The 23,433-nt window shown below is 38.0% G+C and carries 20 protein-coding genes; 8 read left to right on the forward strand and 12 right to left on the reverse strand.

The features are described 5' to 3' along the window. Positions 1–18 precede the first annotated feature (18 nt). The 4 genes from LIX50_RS03895 to prlC all read right to left on the reverse strand — a co-directional run bounded on the left by LIX50_RS03895 (position 19) and on the right by prlC (position 6,026). Entirely contained in the window at positions 19–1,008 is a 990-nt protein-coding gene (locus tag LIX50_RS03895) for a virulence RhuM family protein (protein WP_048953774.1), read from the reverse strand. Positions 1,009–1,080: 72 nt separating this feature from the next. After that, positions 1,081–2,193 carry a restriction endonuclease subunit S gene (locus LIX50_RS03900; RefSeq protein ID WP_048953775.1) on the reverse strand — a complete coding sequence of 371 codons (1,113 nt, stop codon included), beginning with the start codon at positions 2,191–2,193 and terminating at the stop codon, positions 1,081–1,083. A 6-nt stretch (positions 2,194–2,199) separates the two neighbouring features. Beyond that, on the reverse strand, positions 2,200–3,744 hold the full coding sequence (locus LIX50_RS03905; RefSeq protein WP_048953777.1) for a type I restriction-modification system subunit M: 1,545 nt from the start codon (positions 3,742–3,744) through the stop codon (positions 2,200–2,202). A 242-nt stretch (positions 3,745–3,986) separates the two neighbouring features. Continuing rightward, complete coding sequence (gene prlC / locus LIX50_RS03910; protein ID WP_048953948.1) at positions 3,987–6,026, reverse strand: oligopeptidase A; 2,040 nt, start codon at positions 6,024–6,026, stop codon at positions 3,987–3,989. A 122-nt stretch (positions 6,027–6,148) separates the two neighbouring features. Between prlC and LIX50_RS03915 the strand changes: the two genes are divergently transcribed. Further along, the gene (locus LIX50_RS03915; RefSeq protein WP_048953779.1) at positions 6,149–6,511 is read left to right on the forward strand and encodes a YbaN family protein; all 363 of its coding nucleotides are present in this window, start codon (positions 6,149–6,151) and stop codon (positions 6,509–6,511) included. Then, complete coding sequence (locus tag LIX50_RS03920) at positions 6,504–8,045, forward strand: peptide ABC transporter substrate-binding protein (RefSeq protein WP_140523765.1); 1,542 nt, start codon at positions 6,504–6,506, stop codon at positions 8,043–8,045. Before LIX50_RS03915 ends, LIX50_RS03920 begins: the two co-directional genes overlap by 8 nt. Before the next feature lie 320 nt (positions 8,046–8,365). On the opposite strand, the gene ribA is transcribed toward LIX50_RS03920, so the two are convergent. Further along, positions 8,366–9,016 carry a GTP cyclohydrolase II gene (gene ribA / locus LIX50_RS03925; RefSeq protein ID WP_111407506.1) on the reverse strand — a complete coding sequence of 217 codons (651 nt, stop codon included), beginning with the start codon at positions 9,014–9,016 and terminating at the stop codon, positions 8,366–8,368. A gap of 69 nt (positions 9,017–9,085) precedes the next feature. Between ribA and LIX50_RS03930 the strand changes: the two genes are divergently transcribed. Both LIX50_RS03930 and nagK read left to right on the forward strand, forming a co-directional pair. Further along, a complete protein-coding gene (locus tag LIX50_RS03930) occupies positions 9,086–9,811 on the forward strand; it encodes a phosphatase PAP2 family protein (RefSeq protein WP_048953785.1) in 726 nt (241 codons plus the stop codon). A gap of 63 nt (positions 9,812–9,874) precedes the next feature. Then, positions 9,875–10,789: an N-acetylglucosamine kinase gene (gene nagK / locus LIX50_RS03935; RefSeq protein WP_048953787.1), complete on the forward strand. Its 915-nt coding sequence runs from the start codon at positions 9,875–9,877 to the stop codon at positions 10,787–10,789. Between the two features lie 157 nt (positions 10,790–10,946). Here nagK and fbpC read toward each other — a convergent pair whose 3' ends face one another. The 4 genes from fbpC to LIX50_RS03955 all read right to left on the reverse strand — a co-directional run bounded on the left by fbpC (position 10,947) and on the right by LIX50_RS03955 (position 16,337). Beyond that, a complete protein-coding gene (gene fbpC, locus LIX50_RS03940; RefSeq protein ID WP_048953788.1) occupies positions 10,947–11,996 on the reverse strand; it encodes a ferric ABC transporter ATP-binding protein in 1,050 nt (349 codons plus the stop codon). A gap of 24 nt (positions 11,997–12,020) precedes the next feature. Continuing rightward, the gene (locus tag LIX50_RS03945; protein ID WP_048953949.1) at positions 12,021–14,078 is read right to left on the reverse strand and encodes an ABC transporter permease; all 2,058 of its coding nucleotides are present in this window, start codon (positions 14,076–14,078) and stop codon (positions 12,021–12,023) included. A gap of 63 nt (positions 14,079–14,141) precedes the next feature. Further along, the gene (locus tag LIX50_RS03950; RefSeq protein WP_005627956.1) at positions 14,142–15,176 is read right to left on the reverse strand and encodes an ABC transporter substrate-binding protein; all 1,035 of its coding nucleotides are present in this window, start codon (positions 15,174–15,176) and stop codon (positions 14,142–14,144) included. A gap of 120 nt (positions 15,177–15,296) precedes the next feature. Continuing rightward, positions 15,297–16,337, reverse strand: a complete 1,041-nt coding sequence (locus LIX50_RS03955; RefSeq protein ID WP_005668523.1) for an ABC transporter substrate-binding protein — start codon at positions 16,335–16,337, stop codon at positions 15,297–15,299. A gap of 163 nt (positions 16,338–16,500) precedes the next feature. Here LIX50_RS03955 and udk point away from each other — a divergent pair, with 163 nt between their 5' ends. Genes udk through LIX50_RS03975 form a run of 4 tightly spaced genes read left to right on the forward strand, consistent with a single transcriptional unit; the run spans position 16,501 to position 20,107 of the window. Then, positions 16,501–17,139, forward strand: a complete 639-nt coding sequence (gene udk, locus LIX50_RS03960; protein WP_005627960.1) for a uridine kinase — start codon at positions 16,501–16,503, stop codon at positions 17,137–17,139. Between the two features lie 8 nt (positions 17,140–17,147). After that, positions 17,148–17,735 carry a dCTP deaminase gene (gene dcd / locus LIX50_RS03965; RefSeq protein WP_005637479.1) on the forward strand — a complete coding sequence of 196 codons (588 nt, stop codon included), beginning with the start codon at positions 17,148–17,150 and terminating at the stop codon, positions 17,733–17,735. Positions 17,736–17,738: 3 nt separating this feature from the next. Beyond that, complete coding sequence (locus tag LIX50_RS03970; protein ID WP_048953790.1) at positions 17,739–18,926, forward strand: hypothetical protein; 1,188 nt, start codon at positions 17,739–17,741, stop codon at positions 18,924–18,926. After that, on the forward strand, positions 18,926–20,107 hold the full coding sequence (locus tag LIX50_RS03975) for a sugar transporter (protein WP_048953791.1): 1,182 nt from the start codon (positions 18,926–18,928) through the stop codon (positions 20,105–20,107). The genes LIX50_RS03970 and LIX50_RS03975 overlap by 1 nt, the downstream gene beginning before the upstream one ends. Positions 20,108–20,184: 77 nt before the next feature. Here the strand turns inward: LIX50_RS03975 and miaB are convergent, their stop codons facing one another. The 3 genes from miaB to lipB all read right to left on the reverse strand — a co-directional run bounded on the left by miaB (position 20,185) and on the right by lipB (position 23,432). After that, positions 20,185–21,609, reverse strand: coding sequence for a tRNA (N6-isopentenyl adenosine(37)-C2)-methylthiotransferase MiaB (gene miaB / locus LIX50_RS03980; RefSeq protein WP_005630294.1), 1,425 nt, complete (start codon positions 21,607–21,609; stop codon positions 20,185–20,187). A 170-nt stretch (positions 21,610–21,779) separates the two neighbouring features. Then, positions 21,780–22,742 carry a lipoyl synthase gene (lipA, locus tag LIX50_RS03985; protein ID WP_048953794.1) on the reverse strand — a complete coding sequence of 321 codons (963 nt, stop codon included), beginning with the start codon at positions 22,740–22,742 and terminating at the stop codon, positions 21,780–21,782. 51 nt (positions 22,743–22,793) lie between these two features. Beyond that, the gene (lipB, locus tag LIX50_RS03990; RefSeq protein ID WP_048953796.1) at positions 22,794–23,432 is read right to left on the reverse strand and encodes a lipoyl(octanoyl) transferase LipB; all 639 of its coding nucleotides are present in this window, start codon (positions 23,430–23,432) and stop codon (positions 22,794–22,796) included. Between the last annotated feature and the right edge of the window lies 1 nt (position 23,433).

Below are 23,433 nucleotides of genomic sequence, written 5' to 3' on the forward strand. Positions count from 1 at the left end.
AGTGGTTCCTTAATTCTTTTACTTTTTCAGCTCTTTTTGCCAGTTTTCTAAAATTTCTAAATCTTCATTATCAGCCTGTATGCGTTTTTGCTGTTTTCTGACTTGATCAAATAAGGCATATTGTTCTTTGGTAAAGGTTTCCATTTGTTTTACGGTTCGGGTTCCATTACCGATAAGCAGCGGAAAACCGTTAAATTCAATTAAATTATCGACATTATTACGCCAGAAATTTAATGTGAGATCTTGACGGTTTTTAACGCGTAATTCTGCACTTTCTAAAAAGATCATCACTAGACGATTCAAGGAATCTAATTCATCACGGGTTAAATAGTTTTTAGCGGTAATAATATCCCCTTTACGTACAACAGTACCTTTCCAAGAGGTGAGGCCCATATTAGGCAATTCAGCATTTGCACGAGTACAAATGAGTTCTGCAGCGGTTTGTTGTGTAATGGCATAGATCAACTTATTTTGTGTTTCTGCAAAAAACATTTGAGTGACTTTATCTGTTTTATCGTAGTCACTAGATAATTTAAATAACTCTCGTACTTTTTGATAAAACCGCAATTCACTGGCTCGAATTTCACGAATTTGTTCCAGTAATTCATCAAAATGATCAAATCGACCTTGCGGATTTTTCAACCTCTCTTTATCTAATAGAAAACCTTTATCTAAATAAGTACGTAATTGCGTATTCGCCCAACGGCGAAACTGTACACCACGAGGGCTACGCACACGAAAGCCGATGGCGAGAATCATATCAAGGGAATAATGTTTTACTTGATATTGCTTGCCATCTTGGGCAGTTATCAAGTAATCCTTGATAACTGAATTTTCATCTAATTCATTGTCTTCTAATATATTTTTTATATGTAAGGCGATATTTTGTACAGAGGTGTCAAAAAGTTCCGCAAGCTGATTTTGGGTCAGCCAAGCCTCATTTTCGACAACCAATAAAGCAACGTGAGATTTACCGTCGTCGGTGTTGTAGATGATTAAGTCATTCATTATTTCTTCTCGAATTTGTAGGGGGGCTTAGCCCACAGTTTGTTGTGATTAATTGGTGGGCTGAAGCCCACCCTACGTGTTATTAAAATTTAATAACAATTCTCTATAATACTCATACCGCTTTTGGCTTTGTTCAATCGCTAAAGGTAAGCCTTCGGTGATGGAATTGGTTAAGGTTTCAAATTTATCTAGGATTGAAACGATGCATTGTTGTTCTTCGAGTGAGGGAACATTTATCTCCATTGATTTTAATTGTCCAGCTGTAATAAGTGGTTGCCCTGCACCCTTTGCATATTGATTTAACTTCATATTAACCAAAGTATGATAAAGAAACTTAAGATCAATATTCTCATTATTTTGAACAATTAAGGTATTGTCCGAAACATCATATTCCCCTTTAGCGATATGAACATAGCCAGCATTAGCACCAACACGAGCAACCAAAATTTGTTCATTAGAAAATTCTTTTTTGTTGGTTTTCCCAATAATTCCAGTTGATCCATAAATTGGATACAGCCCGCTATCATTTCTCTCTTTATTTTTGCCAGAGAAGATATTGATACATACATCAATAAGTTTCTTCTTCCCCCCCCCCGAATTTAATTGCTCTAAACTATCAAAAGATAATAATTTTTCTCGATAGTATTCATACTGCTTCCGGCGTAGTATAAGCTCGCTGGTAAGCTCGCTGGTAAGCTCGCTGGTAAGCGCTGTCAATGCGTCCAAAATTTTTACGATTTTGGTTTGGACGGGGAGTGGGGGGATGGGGATGGTTAGTGTTCCGATATCTTTAGGATAAACGTGGGGAACACCAGAACCTTTCTTCATTGCATAAATTTTTTGCTGATTTTGCAATAAAAAATGGTAAACGTATTTTATTTGTAATAAAGATTCATCTGTTTTAATTGAAAAGGCATCACTAACAAAAATAGGTTCTTCCCAGTACATTATATAGCCAGCATAAGCTCCGCTACCAGCAACCGTAATAGTCTTACCGTCACGGTTTGATTCGCTATGATAATAAGCTGGTTTTTGCCCTCCACTAATGACAGGAATTTTTCCCTCATTTGTAGATTTTGCAGTTATTGTTTTTCCGCGTTGCATTTCTGAGACTAAAGACAGTGGCTTCCACTCAACCTCAGCCCCATCCAATAATTTTTCTAAAAAAGTGCGGTTGTTTTTCATGGTGTTTTACCCCTCAATCTCCGCCACAATCTTGTCAATTTCTGCACGCAAGCGGTCGATGTTGGCAACGGTTTGTTTAATTTCTGCGTTGAGTTTATCGATATCAATCACTTCTCGGGTGTCTTTTTGTTCCACATACGAACTCACTGCAAGGTTGTATTCATTTTTGGCGATTTCTTCAATGGGAACTAATTTTGCCAAATGCGGTACATCTTCTTTATCGGCAAACAGTTTGAGAATTTGCTCAATATGTTCCTCTTCCAAAATGTTGTTATTGGTGGCGGATTTAAATAAACCGCTGGCATCGATAAATTGGGTTTGGGTATTGGATTTATGTTTGGAAAGCACCAAAATATTCACCGCAATACTGGTGCCGAAAAAGAGATTTGGCGCAAGCGCAATCACCGTTTCCACATAGTTATTATCCACCAAATATTGACGAATTTTTTGCTCGGCACCGCCGCGATAAAAAATGCCGGGGAAGGAGACAATCGCCGCGCGGCCTTTTGCTGAAAGATAACTTAGTGCATGTAAAATAAAGGCAAAGTCCGCTTTCGATTTTGGCGCAAGCACGCCGGCAGGGGCGAAGCGTTCATCGTTAATTAGCGTTGGATCGTCTGAGCCAATCCATTTCACGGAGTAAGGCGGGTTAGAAACGATAGCATCAAAGGGTTTATCATCACCAAATTGCGGGTTCATTAAAGTGTTGCCAAGGGCGATATCAAACTTGTCGTAGTTGATGTTATGCAAAAACATATTCATACGGGCAAGGTTGTAAGTAGTGTGATTAATTTCCTGCCCGAAGAATCCGTCTTCAATGATATGTTCATCAAATGGTTTTTTCGCTTGCAATAATAAAGAACCTGAACCTGCAGCAGGGTCATAAATTTTATTGACCTTGTCTTGTCCATATAAAGCCAGTCGAGCAATTAGCTTGGAAACACATTGTGGCGTAAAGAACTCGCCACCTGATTTACCCGCATTGGCAGCATAGTTGGAAATTAAAAATTCGTAAGCATCACCGAATAAATCAATATGATTATCTTCAAAGTCACCAAAATCTAACTCGGCAACGCCTTTTAACACGGCGGCTAGACAGCTGTTTTTATCAGCAACGGTATTGCCCAAGCGGTTGCTGGTGGTATCAAAATCGGCAAATAAGCCTTTAATATCTTGTTCGGAAGGATAGCCAGTAGCGGAGTTTTCGATATCAGTAAAAATGCTTTTCAGATCTGTATTTAAATTCGGATTAGTATTGGCTGTCGCTACAACATTTTTAAATAGCTGGCTTGGATAAATAAAGTAACCTTTGGTTTTTATGGCATCCGTTTTAATTTCAGGTGTGATGATTTCATCTGGCAATTTAGCGTAATTCACACTTTCATCACCCGCTTCAATATAATTGGTAAAGTTTTCACTAATAAAACGATAGAAAAGTGTGCCAAGCACATATTGTTTAAAATCCCAACCATCGACGGAACCACGCACATCATTAGCAATTTGCCAAATTTTGCGTTGGAGTTCGGCACGTTGTTGCATTGCTATTGTCATAAAATCCTCAAAATATTTTATGTAATGAGTTAAATAAAGATGTGAAAAATTATACAGGAAATTAGTCTATTCTACGTGAATTTCTATGAGTTTATCTTGTGGCTATTTGTAAAAATAATGTCTTGTTTGCAGGTTTTGTCTTGATAAAGTGCGGTTGAAATTTGCAATGTTTTTATGAAGGGCTTTTTTAGCGGAAAATATTTGAAAAAGGGCATGTCGTGCATGCCCTATAGATTGATATATTAATTCATAATGCCTTTATGTCTTAACAATGCATCTAATTGCGGTTCACGACCACGGAAGCGTTTGAAGAGTTCCATTGGTTCTTCTGAGCCGCCACGGGTGAGAATTTCATCTAAGAATGATTTGCCGGTGATTGGGTTGAAAATACCTTCTTCTTCAAAGCGTGAATAAGCATCAGCCGATAATACTTCTGCCCATAAATAGCTGTAATAACCTGCGGCGTAGCCCCCTGCAAAAATATGGCTGAAGCTATGCGGGGTTCTTGCCCAATCTACGCCTTTTATGACGGCAACTTGTGATTTCACTGCCTTAAGTGTTTCTAATATTTGATTGGTTTTTTCCGCATCAAAGGTGTGATGCAGACGGAAATCAAAAATCCCAAATTCAAGCTGACGTAAAATAAACATCGCCGCTTGGAAATTTTTCGCTTTTAACAATTGCGTGAGTTTTTCTTTTGGCAACGGCTCGCCTGTTTCGTAATGTCCTGAAATAAACGCCAAAGCCTCTTCTTCCCAACACCAGTTTTCCATAAATTGACTTGGTAATTCCACGGCATCCCAAGGCACACCGTTAATACCCGCCACATCGGAGACATCAATTTGTGTGAGCATATGATGAATGCCGTGACCAAATTCGTGGAATAGCGTGGTGACTTCATCGTGCGTAAATAACGCTGGTTTATTCCCTATCGGTGCGTTGAAGTTGCAAGTTAAATAAGCCACTGGGGTTTGAATACTGCCATCCAGTTTACGCTTGCGCCCAATACAATCATCCATCCAAGCACCGCCACGTTTGTGTTCGCGTGCATATAAATCAAGATAGAAACTGCCACGGAGTTGATCGTTTTCATCAATTAAATCAAAGAAGCGCACATCTTTATGCCAAGTGTCCACGCCTTTTCGTTCAACTGCACGAATATTGAAAATACGTTTAATTAATTCAAACAATCCCGAAATCACGCGATTTTCAGGAAAGTAAGGGCGAAGTTCTTCATCATTAATGGCGTACAAATGTTGTTTTTGTTTTTCGCTGTAAAAACCAATATCCCAAGGTGCAAGTTCAGTGACACCAAATTCTTTTTCGCAGTAATCTCTCAATTCTTGCAATTCTTTTTCGCCTTGTGGTTTGGCTCGTTCGGCAAGATGATCTAAGAAATCAAGCACTTGTTGTGGGTTTTCTGCCATTTTTGTGGCAAGTGAAAGTTCGGTGTAAGTGTTGAAACCGAGCAATTTTGCCAATTCCACGCGTAATGTAAGAATTTCCTCCATAACTTTACTGTTGTCCCATTTGCCAGCATTAGGGCCTTGCTCTGAGGCGCGTGTTGCATAAGCATGGTACATTTCTTCACGCAATGCACGATTTTCACAGTAAGTCATAACAGGCAAATAACTTGGGATTTCTAACGTAAAACGATAGCCTTTTAATCCTTTACTTTCGGCAGATTGTTGTGCTGCTTGCAGTGCGGACTCTGGTAAGCCTGCAAGTTCTGATTCGTTTTCAATGAGTTTTTCCCAACCCATGGTGGCATCTAATACATTATTGCTAAATTGTGAATTTAATTCCGATAAGCGCGCCACAATTTCGCCATAACGTTGTTGTTTATCTTCGGTAAGCCCGATACCTGAAAGTTCAAAATCACGCAGTGAATTTTCAATGGCTTTCTTTTGCGCAATAGAATAATCAGCAAATTCAGCACTGTTTTTTAACGCTAAATAGGCATTATAAAGCCCTTTATGCTGGCCAACCCAAGTGCTGTATTCAGAAAGTAATGGTAAGCACGCTTGATAGGCTTCACGTAATTCAGCACTATTTTTTACTGAATTGAGATGAGAAACGGGTGACCAAGCACGATTTAAGCGATCATTGGTTTCCATTAAAGGTAAAATCAAATTTTCCCAAGTAAAGTGCGGTTGTTTTAACACTTGTTCTATCGTATCGCGACAGTCTTGAATTAATTTTTCAACAGCCGGTTGAATATGTTCTGGCTTGATTTGTGAAAATGGCGGTAAGCCTTGAATGTTAAGTAATGGATTTGACATAGACATAAATGTTCCTTTTTTGAAAACTACTTTTTATGTGACGGCAAATTCTATAATATCAAGGTTGAAAAATCTAAAAAATCAGTAATAATGGTTCGCATTTTCTTTTTATTAGGAACATTATGAAGTTTATTTACATTGCTTTAGGTTTTCTTTCTCTTGCACTTGGCATTATTGGAATTTTCCTTCCTATTTTACCTACCACGCCTTTTTTATTACTTACTTTATTTTTCTTTGCAAAAGGTTCAAAACGCTTAGAACAATGGTTTTTAGGCACAAGTATTTATCAAAAACATCTTAAGTCTTTTAATGAAAATCGATCATTAAAGAAAAATACCAAAATTTATATTTTGAGTTTTTCGACCACAATGTTACTTATTGGTTTTTATTTCACGCCAAGCGTAATAGGGCGTAGCATTATTGCTGCATTGATTTGTATTAAGTATTGGTTCTTCTTGTTTTGGATTAAAACTGAAAATGAATAATTTTCTCGCTTTGTGCCAACGAAGTGCGGTTATTTTTTCCATTGTTTTTACGGTGATGGCTTGTGATAAATTAGATAATCCCAAGCCTGTTTCGATACAAGTTGAGTCACCGAAAAATACTCAATTGGAATCTAACCGAGTTGAATTAAAACGTGGTGTTTATGGCGATCTTACTTTGCAACCTTGGCAAGCACAAAGCGAAGAGCAAACCCAATTATTACGCGATCTTTTTGAAGGCTTAACGGCTTATGATGCGCAAGGTAATCTTGTTCCTGCCGTGGCAGAAAGCTGGCAAACTAAAGATAATAAAACATGGATTTTCACTTTGCGTGAAAATGCCAAATGGTCAAATGGTGAAGCAGTAACAGCATCAGATTTTATGCAATCTTGGCAAGCACTTTCTCAATCTGAAAGTCCACTTAAAAATTATTTGGCTTTTATGAATCTGAAAAATGCGAAGGCAGTATTGGAAAAAACGCTAATCGTTGAATCTCTTGGATTATTCGTTGAAAATGACCGCACTTTACGCATTGAATTAGATAAAGCATCGCCATATTTACCTTCTATGCTGGCGCACGTCAGCCTTTTTCCTCGCTATACGAAATCGACTGAAACGTTTATCAGTAATGGTGCCTATCAATTACAAAGTCAGACTGAAAATCAGCACATTTTAACTGCCAATCCTTATTATTGGGCGAAAGAAAAAGTGATATTTCAGCAAGTGCAGTATCAAAAAATTGAAGCAGATAGAGATTTGTCTGATTTTGATATTGCAATAAATCCGCAAAAAACAGTTCAAAATATCCAAGATTATCCGCAACTTTGTACTTACTTCTATGAGTTTAATCTTGCCGATCCTATGTTGCAAAAAAGTGCGGTAAGAAAAGCGATTGCTTCGATGATTTCTACGAAAAATTTGGTTGCTGATATTGCTCATCTTTATCCAAGTAATACTTTTTTACCTAAATCTATGCTAGGTGAGCAAGAATCGGTTTGGGAGCCAGTTGTTGCAGAACAGCTTCTTTCCCAAAACCAAATTACTGAAACTCACCCGTTGAAATTACGCATTCGTTATGATGATTCGTCTCTGAATCAAACCATTGCAACAAGATTAAATCGCCAATTATCGCAATCAGATTTATTACGAGTTGAAAATCAAGGGATGAGTTGGCAAGAATTGCAAACAGCTCGCACAAAAGGCGATTTTCAATTAATTCGTTCTGGCTGGTGTGCTGATTTTAATGATCCCATCGCTTTCTTAAATTTGTTCTATTCTAAAAGCCCTGATAACAAAAATGGCTATAAAAATGCAGAATTTGATCGTTTATTTGAAGCTGCAATGACGGCGACATCCGAAAAAGTGCGGTTAGAAAATTACGCGAAATTAAAAAGGATAGTTCAACAAGAATATTTAGTGTTACCCATTTTTCAATATAGTACGCCCGTTTATCTCACGCCAAGCATAATGGGCGCGCAAGTAAATTCTGTTGGAACCATTTATAGTAAAGATTTATGGCGAAAGGTTAAAAATTAGTAATCTAGCTTGCAATCAAGGAAAGAATTCTTTAAGATTGGAGGCATTGGGGACAACTCCGACATCGTCCCCGTAGCGATTATCTTAGATAACTGTGCCTGAACAGCTAACTAAACAACAGATAATCAAGAAAATGAAAAAGAGCATTTTTTTCATTTTACTTACTCCTGATAAGCCCCGATCTTTGGAATACGAGACGGGGTTTCTCGTTTTTAGCAATATGCTAAAAAATCTTTTGATTATTCCGTGGCATAAAGTTTAAATAAAAAAGCCATACTGTTCAATACAACAGTATGGCTTTTTTAACATGTATTATTTTATTAAATAATCTCTTCTTGGCAATGTGGACAGGCCATTAAATGTTGTTCGTCATTGTTATGTACAATGTAATGACCCATTTTTTTCGCTTTTGTATCAAGATATTTTGTGTTGTAGCGGTTTTCGCCTACATTAAGCGGTACTCGTTCAACCACGTTGATACCTGCTTTTTTCATGGTTTCTACTTTTTCTGGGTTGTTGGTCATCAAGCGAACTTTTTTGACACCAAGTAGCTCGAACATATCGGCACAGACTTCAAAGTTGCGTTCATCTGCTTTGAAACCTAAAGCAAGATTAGCTTCAATCGTATCCATTCCGTTATCTTGTAAAGAATACGCGCGAATTTTATTAATCAAACCAATTCCGCGGCCTTCTTCACGATGATAAATTAAGACACCGCGACCTTCTTCTTGAATTTGTTTCAATGCTGTCGCTAGTTGGAAACCACAATCGCATTTTAAGCTGTGGAGCGCATCACCAGTTAAACATTCAGAATGGATGCGCGCTAATACAGGTTCATCCACATTAGAAATATCGCCCATCACTAAGGCTACGTGCTCTTTTTTAGTATCTGGAAATTCAAACCCCACCATTCTGAAAAGACCGTATTCAGTGGGTAAATTGGCTTGCGTAACTAACTGAATTTTTGCCATAAAGTGATCCTTATTCGTCATCATTTCTGCTAAAATGCGCGCGTTATTTTTTATTCTCAAGGGGCGAGCATGTTAAAAAGGCTGTCATTATATACGTTATTACTTTGTCTTGTACCATTTTTTATCTGGGGTATTTCCTATCAGTGGCATGGCAATAGCCAATTAACTGAAGCTGATTATTGGCTTTATTTACTCACCGAAACAGGAAGTGTACCTTATGCGTTGATCACCTGTGTGTTATTTGCGCTTTTGTTTGCGTTTTTATTCAAAAATCCAAAACAATGGATATTAGGTGTAATTGTGATGGGGATTTCAGTTATTGCTACTCAAGCTGCAAAAACGGGGGCAAAAGCATTATTTGAAGAACCTCGTCCGTTCACCGTTTATCTAGCTGAGCAAACTCATTCAACACCTGAAAACTTTTATAAAAATGACCGCACTTTGCGTGCAGAAATCGCTAAGGATTTTTATTCGATGGATGCCATCACGCCAGCTTGGTTAGTTCATCATTATGAAAATGAAACAGGGTATTCGTTTCCCTCAGGGCATACGATTTTTGCAGCAACTTGGCTGATGCTTGCTGTTGGCTTTACTCAATTATTAGGTAACCGTTCTTTTAAAGCAAAATTGCTGGTGGCGGGCATTGCGGTGTGGGGCTTATTGATGTTGATTAGCCGTGTGCGATTAGGCATGCATTACCCAATAGATTTATTGGTGGCGACATTACTGGCATGGTTGATTAATAGCATTATTTTTACTTTTTTAAAGAAAAAGGCGATCTTCGTCATAAAATAATGATTTAAGTGCGGTTAAAGTTTTTCCTAATTTTAACCGCACTTCTTTATAAAGGAGCAGACTATGTATTATGGTTTAGATATTGGTGGCACGAAAATAGAGCTTGCCGTATTCAATGAAAAATTAGAAAAATTATACTCTGAACGGGTACCAACACCTAAAACCGACTATGATGAATGGCTTAACACGATTGTAGATTTAGTGAATCGTGCTGATGAAAAGTTTGGTGAGATAAGCACCGTAGGTTTGGGCATACCAGGTTTTGTGAATCAACAAACTGGATTAGCCGAAATTACCAATATTCGTGTGGCAGATAATAAACCAATTTTACGCGATTTGTCTGCGCGTTTAGGGCGTGAAGTGCGGGCAGAAAATGATGCAAATTGTTTTGCGTTATCTGAAGCATGGGATGCGGAAAATCAGCAATATCCGACTGTACTTGGTTTAATTCTTGGGACTGGTTTTGGTGGCGGCTTTGTCCTAAATGGTAAAGTTCATTCAGGTCAAGTTGGAATGGCGGGAGAGCTTGGTCATTTACAACTAAATTATCATGCCTTGAAATTATTGGGATGGGATAAAGCCCCCATTTATCAATGCGGTTGTGGCAACAAGGCTTGTTTGGATAATTATCTGTCTGGTCGCGGTTTTGAAATGCTTTATCAAGATTTGAAAGGCGAAACATTATCTGCTCGTGAAATTATTGATTTGTTCTATCAAGGCAATGAAAGTGCGGTAGATTTTGTGAATCTTTTTGTTGAATTGGCGGCGATTTCTATTGGCAATATCATTACGGCATTTGATCCACATATGATTGTGTTAGGTGGTGGATTATCTAATTTTGATTACCTTTATGAGGCTTTACCAAAAGCATTACCGCCTCACTTGATGCGAACAGCAAAAGTGCCACCAATTAAAAAAGCGAAACACGGCGATTCTGGTGGCGTGCGAGGCGCGGCAGCGTTGTTCCTTTCAAAATAATCTTACTCTCGCCTATCCGATTGTTAGGATAGGCGATGTAAGAACGCATTTTTATTCAACTAACATATCCTGAAGTACTTCATCATATTACGTCTTAGTCAATTCGCACGATAACAAAAAAGTACGGCTATTATTCACCGCATTTTTATGCGCTGTACTACTCTTTCTTCAATAAGAAAATACCGTGATCAGATAAATTTACATAAGCTTGTTTTAAATCGGCATTAAAATCTTCTGGCTTACAATTCACCAATAAATCTTTTCCTGCCCAATTTGCGACGACTTCCCAATGGTTGCCCATATAAACCGCACTTTTAATCTCGCAACGTTGTGCATCACTGCCCTCTACAGCAAGATAAATTGCTTCTGGGCGAATACCTACTAAGCATTCACCATCGGGTAAATTAAACTGTGCAGCATCTTTTAAAGACACATGATAGCCATTAATATCCACCACACTATTTTCTAATTTCCCATCGAAAATACTGGATTCCCCCATAAAGTTAGCTAAGAACAAGGAATTTGGTCGGAGATAAAGCTCTTTCGCTGGCGCTTTTTGCATAATTTTACCTTTATGCATAACGATAACTTCATCAGATACAGCGAATGCTTCTGTTTGATCGTGTGTCACATAAAGCGAGGTAATGCCTAAACGTTGTTGCAATTCACGGATTTTTTCACGCATTGAACGACGTAAGTTTGCATCCAAATTACTTAATGGTTCATCAAACAATAGGACTTTAGGTTTCAATACTAAAGCACGAGCCAATGCGACACGTTGTTGTTGACCACCCGAAATTTGATCCACGAAACGGTCTTCAAACCCTGCTAAATCCACCAATTCTAAAGCTTCTTTTACACGTTGAGCACGTTCTTCTTTGCCAATGCCTTGCATTTTTAAACCGTAGCCCACGTTATCACCAATGCTCATATGCGGGAATAGCGCATAAGATTGGAAGACGATACAAATATCTCGATTTTGAATAGAGGATTTTGTTACGTCTTCGCCATCAATAAATATTTGACCTGATGTTGGATTTTCTAACCCCGCAACCAAACGCAATACGGTGGTTTTACCGCAACCTGACGGCCCTAACAATGTCACCATCGTGCCACGTTTGATCGTTAAATCCAAATTATCAATGACGACCGCTTTACCAAATGCTTTGGTGATATTTTTTAATACTAAGAAATCATTATTACTCATAATTTTTACCTACAACTTAACGAGTTAATTCATTTTTTTCGCTTTAGAACGAGAGATACGTGTATCACCTACAATCCAGTCGAAGAATAAAATAATTGCCATCATGACAACAATTAAGATTGAGCCGTACGCAATAGCAACACCGTATTCACCATCTTCAACGCGATTTAGGATATAAGCTGTTGCAACCCGAGTATCTGCTGTCACTAAGAATATAATTGCGCTCACTGTCGTCATTGCACGAACGAAGCTGGTAACAAGCGCTGAAAGCAATGCTGGTTTTAATAATGGCAAGACGATATACCATAAGGTTTTCCACGAACTTCCTTTTAAAGAAAGCGATGCTTCATCAAGAGATTTATCAAGCTGACCTAATCCTGCAATCGCTGCCCGCATACCAATTGGTAAGTCACGCATAACCATTGAAATAATCACGATAATACCAGTACCCGTAATATAAAGCGGTGCATTGTTGAAGGCTAAAATGTAAGATACCCCCGCCACTGTACCCGGCACGGCAAAGCAAAGCATGGTTAAGAACTCAAGGGATTTTTTACCTTGGAAATCTTTACGTACCACAATGTACGCAATCAATAATCCAAAGAATGCGGTTAATGGTGCGGCAATACCTGCATAGATTAAGGTATTGATCAGGGACGGCCATGCCCCATCGCTCAATCCTTGCCCGAATAACATGGCATAGTTTTTCAAGGTTAAAGTGTAGTCGACGCCCCAGTTTACAGTGAAACTTCCGTAGAAAATACTACCGTAAAGCGCCATATTAAAGATTACCCAGAATCCAAGCATGCCGATGATGGTATATTTCAAACCAGTTGGAAGATCTTGCACATCACCACGATAAGATTTACCTGAAACGGTGACATAAGAGCGGTTACCAATCCAAATGTATTGAATGATAAAAATCGCTAGAGAGAAAATTAATAATATTGAACCTAAGGTACTTGCTGATGCGTAATCTAATTGTGAACCCGCAATATAGAAATAAATCTGTGTTGCAATCACATCAAAGCTACCGCCCAATACCAATGGGTTACTAAAATCTGCAAGCGATTGGATAAATACAATTAAAAATGAGTTCGCCAATGCGGGGCGTAACAATGGAAAAATAATATTATAAAAAGTTTGATAGCGATTGGCTCGTAACGTATAAGAGGCTTCTTCAATAGAAGGATGTACGGATTTTAATGCGCCATCTAAAATCATAAAAGAAATAGGGGCAAATGCGAGAATTTGGGCAATCGCAATCCCATTAAAACCATAAAGCCAGTTATGATTGGTGAAACCAAAATTCGTACTTAAAAATTCGGTTACATAACCAGAACGGCCAAGCATTAAAGTTACCCCTAATCCCACAACAAATGGTGGCGTAACAATTGGCAAAATAGAGAAAATTTTTCCGATAAATGCCGTTCTACGAGCGATACGCGTGGTATAAAGCGCAAAGGCTAAACCAAATACAGTCGAAACTATGCCCACAAAACCCGATAAGAAAAGAGAATTGGTAATTACTCGAACAATATAGCTCTGCGTTAAAATTCGCATCACTTGTTGTGGCGCAAACGTATCACCGTCATAAAACATTGAAACGAAAATCGCCAATGTTGGATAAACGATAAAGAAGAAAATGAGCAAGATAATGCAAAGCAAAGAAGCGATGATAAACTTATCACCTTGCATCACTTTTAGTTTTGCTAATGAAAGTGTTGCTAATGCGGTATATCCCACAAGTAACACAATCACGGAATAGCCCATACTAATTTTGTACACCGTCGCACTGATAAACATAAACAGTACAGAAAGTGCGGTCAAAAATAGCTCTGTTTTTGCTTGGGTTTGCTGTGGCAATCTAAATAACGGCAAAGCACCATATACAATAACAGGCAGGAACCAAGCCCAAGTTAAATTGAAAGAAGCCCAGCCCATTGCATCTAAATATTCATCTGAAGTACTTTCAAACAAACCGTAATCAAGTGCATTGGAAGGCAGGAGCGCAAACGCCAACAAGGATAAAATAATCCAAAAATAAGCAGAATGCATTATGGAAAGTTTTTTTGCGTTCATACAACCTCGCATAAGGTAAAAAAACGAAGCGATATGCGACATATCACTTCGTTAGTGACATCATTATTTGGCTAATTTTACTTCATCAACCCATTTTGTGATTAAGCGTTTACGTAAATCAGTCGCACCGTATTTATCAAAATCATAGTTAATTAAATTAATAGATTTAAAATCTAACGCATAAGGCGATTGTTGTGCGGTGGTGTTCGTTAAAATGGAATACGCCTCACCTTTTTGCCAAGTTAATTCTTGCGCTTCTTTGGATAATGCCCAATCAACAAAAAGTTTCGCATTATCTAAATTACGCGCACCTTTAATAACACTCACACCGCCAATTTCATAACCGGTACCTTCACAAGGTACAACTAATTCTACTGGCGCGCCTTTCGCTTTTTCTAAAGAATATTCATGTAAGAAACCAATGCCAATTGCCGTTTCCCCACGCGCTGTATTACGTGTTGCCGTATTACCAGATTTGGTATATTGCGATACGTTTTTATTCAACTCTTTTAAGAATTTAAACGCCTCGTCTTCTCCCCAAAGTTGCATATAAGTGGCTAGCTGAGTGTAACCTGTACCAGAACTTTGTGGATCTGCGGCTTGAATTTCATTTTTGTAAATTGGGTTAGCTAAATCCTTCCAGCATTTTGGAATAGGTAAATTCAATTTTTTCAACCGTTCTGGATTTACCCCAAAACCTAACACGCCTAAATAAATGGCTGAAGAATAATTCCCTTTCATTTTGGCTGGATCACGGAATTTTTCTACGATCTGAGGAAGATTGGATGATTTATAAGGTTCTAATAACCCCATTTCCCCTGCTTGAGAATGAGGATCCATTGTTCCACCATACCAAACATCGCCTTGTGGATTATCTTTTTCAGCATCAATTTTTGCTAAAATGGTTCCCGTGCCACCACGAATAAAACTTGTTTTAACATCAAATTTTTTCTCAAATGCCATCGCTTCTTGCTCGCACATCGTATTTTGCGCGCTGCAATAAATGACTAAGCGTCCTTTTGCAAAAGATGGATTACTTAACACCAATCCACTTAGCATCACTCCAGACAAGGTTACTGCGATTTTTGATAGTTTCATCAGATTATAACTCCCTTATGAATGAAAATTTTGCAATCTCTTAGAGGGAAACGAAATCACATTAAAATACGAAAAAGTGCGGTCAAAAAATTCAGTATTTTTTACCGCACTTATTCACCGCTATTTCGCCAATTTAACTTCTTGTACCCATTTTTCAATTAAGGCTTTACGTTGTTCTGTTGCACCGTATTTTTCAAAGTCATAATTGATTAATTTGAGTTTATTTGGGTCAAACGCGGTTGGTGATTGTTCTGCAGTCGTGTTAGTTAAGATTTGTAAAGAATCCCCTTGTTTCCAAGCTAATTCTTGACCTTCTTTTGATAAAGCCCAATCGACGAATAATTTTGCATTATCAATATTACGCGCACCTTTTAAGATACTCACGCCACCTAACTCATAACCGGTTCCTTCGCAAGGTACGACTAATTCTAACGGAGCACCATTGCGTTTTTCTAATGCATAATCGTGTAAGAAACCGACCCCAATTGTCGCTTCACCGCGCGCAGAGTTACGTGATGGCGTAATACCCGATTTAGTATATTGAGAAACGTTAGGATGTAATGCTTTTAGGAAATCGAATGCCTCTTTTTCGCCCCATAATTGAACAAAAGTTGCCAATGCCGTGTAAGCTGTACCCGCACTTTGAGGGTCTGCAATTTGAACTTCGCCTTTTAAGCGAGGATCTGTTAGGTCTTTCCAGCATTTCGGCACTTCTTTAATGCCTAATTTTGCCAAACGTTCAGTATTCACACCAAAACCTAAGATCCCCATATAAATTGAGGAAACATAGTGACCTTTTGTTTTCGCAGGATCGCGGAAACGTTCCACAATTTCATCAATGTGTTTAGATTTATAAGGTTCAATTAAGCCTAATTCAGCCGCTTGTGCTTGAGGGTCAAAGGTACCACCAAACCAAACATCCGCTTGAGGGTTATTTTTTTCAGCTTCAACTTTAGCAAAAGTACTGCCTGAACCATTACGAATAAAGGATGTTTTCACATCATATTTTTCGCCAAATGCTTTTGTAGTCGTTTCGCACAAAATATTGGTTGCACTACAGTACACAACTAAACGACCTTTAGCATTAGCAGAACCAGAAATAGCCAAGCCCGCAGCTAAAAGTGCGGCAGAAACAGAAAGAGAAATTTTGTTGAATTTCATAATAAATACTCCTTATTGGATAGAATGTTTGAATCCTACTCGAAAAGAGGAAGTAATACCGTGATGAAGTTCACAGTTTTAAAAATTCAAGTAAAAAAATAAACGTGAAATTCACCGCACTTTTCTTTATAATTCATCAAATTTTTCTATACCTCGCAAAACTATGTCAGATTCTTGTATCATCATCGCCATCACTGGCGCATCCGCATCAGGAAAAAGTTCTATCGCCTCTACCGTTCACAAAGAACTCTGTAATGAATTAGGCTGCCAAGAAATTGGGATTATTGCCGAAGACAGTTACTACAAAGATCAAAGCCATTTAGAAATGAGCGAACGCATAAAAACAAATTACGACCATCCAAGCTCAATGGATCGCGATTTGCTCATTCAACATTTAAAAGATTTAAAATCAGGAAAATCGGTTGATGTGCCTGTTTATAGCTACGTTGATCATACTCGTACAGGTGAAACCACAACATTTACACCAAAACGTATTGTGATTTTAGAAGGGATTTTACTGCTTACTGATGAACGTGTTCGTCAACTTGCGGATATCTCCGTATTCGTGGATACACCATTAGACATTTGTTTTATTCGCCGTTTACAACGTGATATGGAAGAACGCGGTCGTTCCCTACAATCGGTTATTGATCAATATCGTGCAACCGTGCGCCCAATGTTCTTACAATTTATAGAGCCATCTAAACAATATGCGGATATTGTCATTCCTCGCGGAGGTAAAAACCGTATTGCAATCAATATGTTAAAAGCTCAAATCCTTCATTTATTGAATCAAAAATAGGAAATCTTATGCGTCTTTGCGATACTGATATTGAACGCTATCTCGATGATGGCATTATTTCTTTAACGCCACGTCCAAATAATGACAAAATCAACGGCGCGACGATTGATGTTCGCTTAGGTAATTCTTTCCGCGTATTTCGTGAACATTCTGCGCCTTTCATTGATTTAAGTGGCCCGAAAGAAGAAGTGTCCGCCCAGCTTGAATCGGTGATGAGCGATGAAATTATTGTGCCTGAAGGCGAAGCATTTTTCTTACATCCAGGTACTTTAGCATTAGCAACTACACTTGAATCGGTGAAATTACCCGCCAATATTATCGGTTGGTTAGATGGTCGATCTTCTTTAGCGCGTTTAGGCTTAATGGTACACGTCACGGCACACCGTATTGATCCAGGTTGGGAAGGAAGAATCGTGTTAGAATTTTATAATTCAGGGAAATTACCATTAGCATTACGTCCAAACATGGTGATTGGTGCATTAAGCTTTGAAATATTAAGTGGCGAAGCGAAACGACCATACAGTAGCCGCAAAGATGCAAAATATAAAAATCAACAAAGTGCGGTTGCGAGTCGAATTGACGAAGACAAGGAATAATCGATGAAAAAGCTCGCGCTTGGCTTAGGGATCGTCGCTTTGGCGATCTTTTCTTTTTTGTATATCCAACTTTATCGAGTACAAAATTCCATCGATAAACAACTAGCACAACAAAATATTACGGTTCAATCAGTCAATCTATCTCTATTTCCACCCGCACTTTCTCTCGAGAAAGTTCAGTCTGAACAATTTTCTGTGCAAAAGATCGAAAGTCAATTCAACCTTTTGCCACTTTTTTACGGTAATATTAACCTTTCCTCACTTCAACTTAAACAGCTCAAATTAAGCAATAAAGCACAAAATCTAGCCGATATAAAAATGCATTTTTCAGCGCTTTCTTTAACGCAATTATTGGCAAAAAAAATAATTTTAAATGGTAATAATCAAATATCTATTAAGTTAGAAAAACCATTTTATGGGAAAAATAAAATCTTTGATTTTACTTTTACTAAAGCTAATATTGACCTCTCTAATGAAAAATCATCGATCATTCAGTTTGTCAATGCCAAATTAAATAATCAATCACTTGGTTATATTGAAGCTCATGGTGATTTTAACAAGCCATTAAAACGGCTTGTTACCTATATCAAACCACAATGTGATAATAATTGTTTAGCTGTAGTTAATTATCAGGGTGTGGGTGATCAAAGCATGATCAATTTTTCTGGTAAGGATTTTCCTGTCAAGCCATTGCTTAGCTTATTGAGCTTTCCTGAAGCCTTGAGTGGTTACACTGATTTTAAAATCAATTTAGGTTTTAAAAATTCTGAAATAACACAAGGAAAATTCAATTTTCAGGCAAAAAATGGCGAAATTATCGGTATAAATTTGTTAGATATTGTCTCACAATATTTCCCGATTAATTACAGCAATGATTTATTAGCGAATAAAGAATTAAATACACAGTTTGAACAATTTCAAATACAACTCTCACTGTTAAAAGATCAATTAAATGCTGAAAAATTTGAATTAAAAACCCCCACACTTTTGGGAAGTGGTACGGGGGTTGTCTCATTAAATCAAATGCAATGTGATATAAATCTTACAGTACGTTCTATAAATAAAAATTATCAAAATCTTATCTTACCAATCCGATTCTTTGGGGATTGTTATTCACCTCAATATAAATTTAATTTTACAAAAGAATTTCGTCATCAACTCATAGACATCATAAAAGAGAAGCTACATTAATGTCATCACTAAATATAAGAAAAATTCAATTATGGCGAGTCCTATTAATGGCATTCGCAGGGTTTATTTTTAATACAACTGAATTCGTCCCTGTTGCAATGTTAAGTGATATAGCAACCAGTTTTGATATGCAAACTGCCGATACAGGACTAATGATGACTGTATATGCCTGGACAGTACTTATTGTATCTCTTCCAGCAATGCTTCTAACAGGTGAAATGGAGCGGAAAAATTTACTTACCAAGCTCTTTATTATTTTCATCATAGGGCATATTTTATCTGTTATAGCATGGAATTTCTGGATTCTACTTATTGCTCGAGTTTGCATTGCTATTGCCCATTCTGTCTTCTGGTCTATTACGGCTTCTCTTGTGATGCGAATCGCACCGAAAGATAAAAAGACACAAGCGCTAGGAATGCTTGCTATAGGAACATCCCTTGCAACAATTTTAGGGTTGCCTATTGGAAGAATTATAGGACAACTCGTAGGCTGGCGTGTTACTTTCGGAATTATTGCGCTTTTAGCATTCTTTATTATGCTACTAATAATTCAACTCTTACCAAAACTACCAAGTAAAAACGCAGGTTCTATTGCAAGCTTACCAATACTCGCTAAGCGTCCGTTACTCATTGGGCTTTATATCTCCACAATGCTGATTGTTGCCGCACATTTTACGGCTTATACTTATATTGAGCCTTTTATGATTGAAATAGGCCATTTGGATCCAAATTTTGCAACTTTTGTACTTCTTATTTTTGGTATATCTGGCATTTTAGCTAGCCTTTTATTCAATCGATTACACCGTTTTGGCCCGACTAAATTTGTTGTTGTCGCAATGGCTTTGCAAAGCCTTTCTCTCTTACTATTACTCCTTTCAACAGAATATATCATCACAATGCTTGCTCTTTCTTTTCTTTGGGGAATTGGTGTTGGTTGTATTGGTCTTGCTTTACAAATACGCGTATTAAGACTTGCACCTGATGCAACAGATGTGGCTACGGCTATTTACTCTGGTATTTATAATGCAGGTATCGGCACTGGGGCATTATTTGGAAATCTTGTGGCAACCCATATAGGGCTAGACAAAATTGGCTATATTGGCGCAATGTTAGGATTATGTAGTCTTATTCTTTTTATTGGGTCACATTTAAAATATCGTCATACATTTCTCTCTAAATAATTGAAGCCCTGAATATTCAACAAAAAATAACCGCACTTTAATTTCTCAAAGTGCGGTTAAATATTTCAAGATTTCAATTAGCCGTGATAACGCCCTACACCTAATTCATCTTCTTTACGTGTGCGATTCATCACTTCTTGCGGAGATTGCGCAATACGTAATCCCATTTCATCTTCAGTACGCACCACTTCACCACGTAGAGAATTAGTATAAACATCAGTGATTTTCACATCCACAAATTTACCAATCATTTCCGGAGAACCTTGGAAATTGACAATACGATTCGTTTCAGTACGTCCTGTTAATTCCATAATATCTTTCTTCGATGGTCCTTCAACTAACACGCGTTGTTCTGTGCCAAGCATACGACGGCTAAACTGTGCAGCTTGTTGATTAATACGCTCTTGTAACACATAAAGGCGCTGTTTCTTTTCATCTTCCGTCACATCATCTGGCATATCTGCAGCTGGCGTACCTGGTCGGGCTGAGTACACAAAACTAAAGCTCATATCAAAGTTCACTTGTGCAATCAAATTCATAGTTTGCTCAAAATCTTCCGCCGTTTCACCAGGGAAACCAACAATAAAGTCTGAGCTGATTTGAATATCTGGGCGCACAGCACGAAGTTTACGAATAATAGATTTATATTCTAATGCTGTATGACCACGTTTCATCATCGTTAATACACGGTCAGAACCTGCTTGGACTGGGAGATGTAAAAAACTCACCAATTCAGGCGTATCACGATATACATCAATAATATCATCTGTAAATTCTATTGGATGACTAGTTGTGAAACGTAAACGGTCAATACCATCGATAGAGGCCACGAGACGAAGCAACTCAGCAAAGCTACAAATTTGACCATCATGTGTCGGACCACGATAAGCATTCACGTTTTGACCAAGTAAGTTAACCTCACGCACACCTTGATCCGCAAGTTGCGCAATTTCAAATAAGACATCATCCACAGGACGGCTGACTTCTTCACCGCGTGTATAAGGTACAACACAGAAAGTACAGTATTTATTACAGCCTTCCATAATCGAAACAAATGCCGTTGGACCTTCTGCTCGAGGTTCAGGTAAGCGGTCAAATTTCTCAATTTCAGGGAAACTTACATCTACAACAGAACTCTTACCACCACGAATTTGGTTAATCATTTCGGGCAGACGGTGCAAAGTTTGTGGACCAAAAATAATATCTACATAAGGCGCACGATGACGAATATGTTCCCCTTCTTGAGAAGCCACACAGCCGCCCACGCCAATCACTAAATTTGGATTATTTTTCTTTAACTCTTTCCAACGACCAAGTTGGTGGAAAACTTTTTCTTGTGCTTTTTCACGAATAGAACAGGTATTCAATAATAATACGTCTGCTTCTTCAGGAATTTCGGTAAGTTCTAATCCATGAGTACTTAATAAAAGATCTGCCATTTTAGATGAATCGTATTCATTCATCTGGCAGCCCCAAGTTTTAATATGTAATTTTTGAGTCATTTTCTACAATATCGTCAGGTGTTATAAATAATTAGTTGAATAAAGCGGTCGGCTATTTTACAGGCTTGCAATAATTCTGGCTAGTAAATATTCGGTGAAAAAAAACATCAAAAATAAACCGCACTTTCGTGACAAGCAAAAAGTGCGGCTTAATTCAGAGCAGTTTTAAATTATTTCACTAATCCGCCACTGGCTTGTAAATCAGCATGATAAGAAGAACGAACAAATGGCCCACAAGCCGCATGTTCAAATCCCATTGCATTGGCTTTTTCACGGAATTCATCAAATTCAGCTGGCGGTACATAACGCGCAACAGGCAAATGATGGCGGCTAGGTTGAAGATATTGCCCCAACGTGAGCATTGTCACACCATTATCACGTAAATCTTGCATGACTTTTAAAATTTCCTCGTTAGTTTCACCTAATCCCACCATTAAACCAGATTTAGTTGGGATATTCGGGAACATTTCTTTAAATTCACGCAATAATTTAAGTGACCATTCGTAATCTGCCCCAGGACGAATCTCTTTATATAGGCGCGGGACATTTTCTAAATTATGGTTAAAAACATCTGGCGGATTATCTTTTAATTTTTCCAATGCCTGTGTAATGCGACCACGGAAATCGGGCACTAAAATTTCAATCTTAATGTCAGGATTAAGTTCGCGCACAGCTTTTACACATTCTGCAAAATGACCTGCGCCACGATCAGGCAAATCATCGCGATCCACCGATGTAATCACCACATATTTAAGTTTCATATCTTGAATTGTTTCAGCTAATTTTTGTGGTTCTTCAGGATCGGGTGGTAATGGCTTCCCATGCGCGACATCACAGAATGGACAACGGCGCGTACAAATTGCACCTAAAATCATAAAAGTTGCTGTTCCATGATTAAAACATTCGTGTAAATTTGGACAAGAAGCTTCTTCACACACAGAATGCAAACCATGACGACGCATTCCATTTTTGATGCTTTCAATTTTAAGTGAATTTGCCGGAAGTTTAATTTTCATCCATTCAGGCTTTTTCAATAGCTCTTGGTTTGGATCAATATTTTTTACTGGAATAATCGACGTTTTTGCCGCATCGCGATATTTTACACCGCGTTCCATTTTGAAAGGCGTTGACATAAGCGTTCCTAAATAAAAATGCCCAAACAGGGCATTTTTGATCATTAAATATTACAAATTTGTTACATTATAGCCTAAAAGCTCAGCAAAGTGTTTAATTAATTTTGGTGAAACCTTATCGCAATTAGCTTCATCTTGATTAACAAAATCCGCTAATTGACACATTTCAAGACCAACATAGCCACATGGATTAATATAATGAAATGGATTCAGATCCATATTGATATTCAATGCTAACCCGTGAAAAGAGCACCCACGACGAATACGCAGTCCAAGAGAACAAATCTTTTTTCCATCCACATACACGCCTGGTGCATCAGTTTTTGGATAGCTTTCAATACCATATTCAGCTAAAGTTTTTACCACCGTTTGTTCAAGTGCGGTAACTAATTGACGTACATTTAAATTCTCATGACGCTTAATATCAATGAGCACATACATCACTTGCTGACCGGGTGCATGATAGGTTATTTGCCCACCACGATCCGATTGCACTACAGGTATTTCACTACGTTGTAAAAGATGCTCTGGTTTACCTGCTTGCCCTTGGGTAAATACAGGAGGATGTTGTACCAACCAAATTTCGTCTTGCGTTTCCTCGGTGCGGCTATCTGTAAAATTCTGCATTTTATGCCAAATTTCTTGATAATCTTGCAACCCTAACTGACGAACGATAAGGGAATTATTCATA

The organism is Haemophilus sp. Marseille-P9675, from assembly GCF_916862695.1.
GTDB lineage: Bacteria > Pseudomonadota > Gammaproteobacteria > Enterobacterales > Pasteurellaceae > Haemophilus > Haemophilus haemolyticus_K.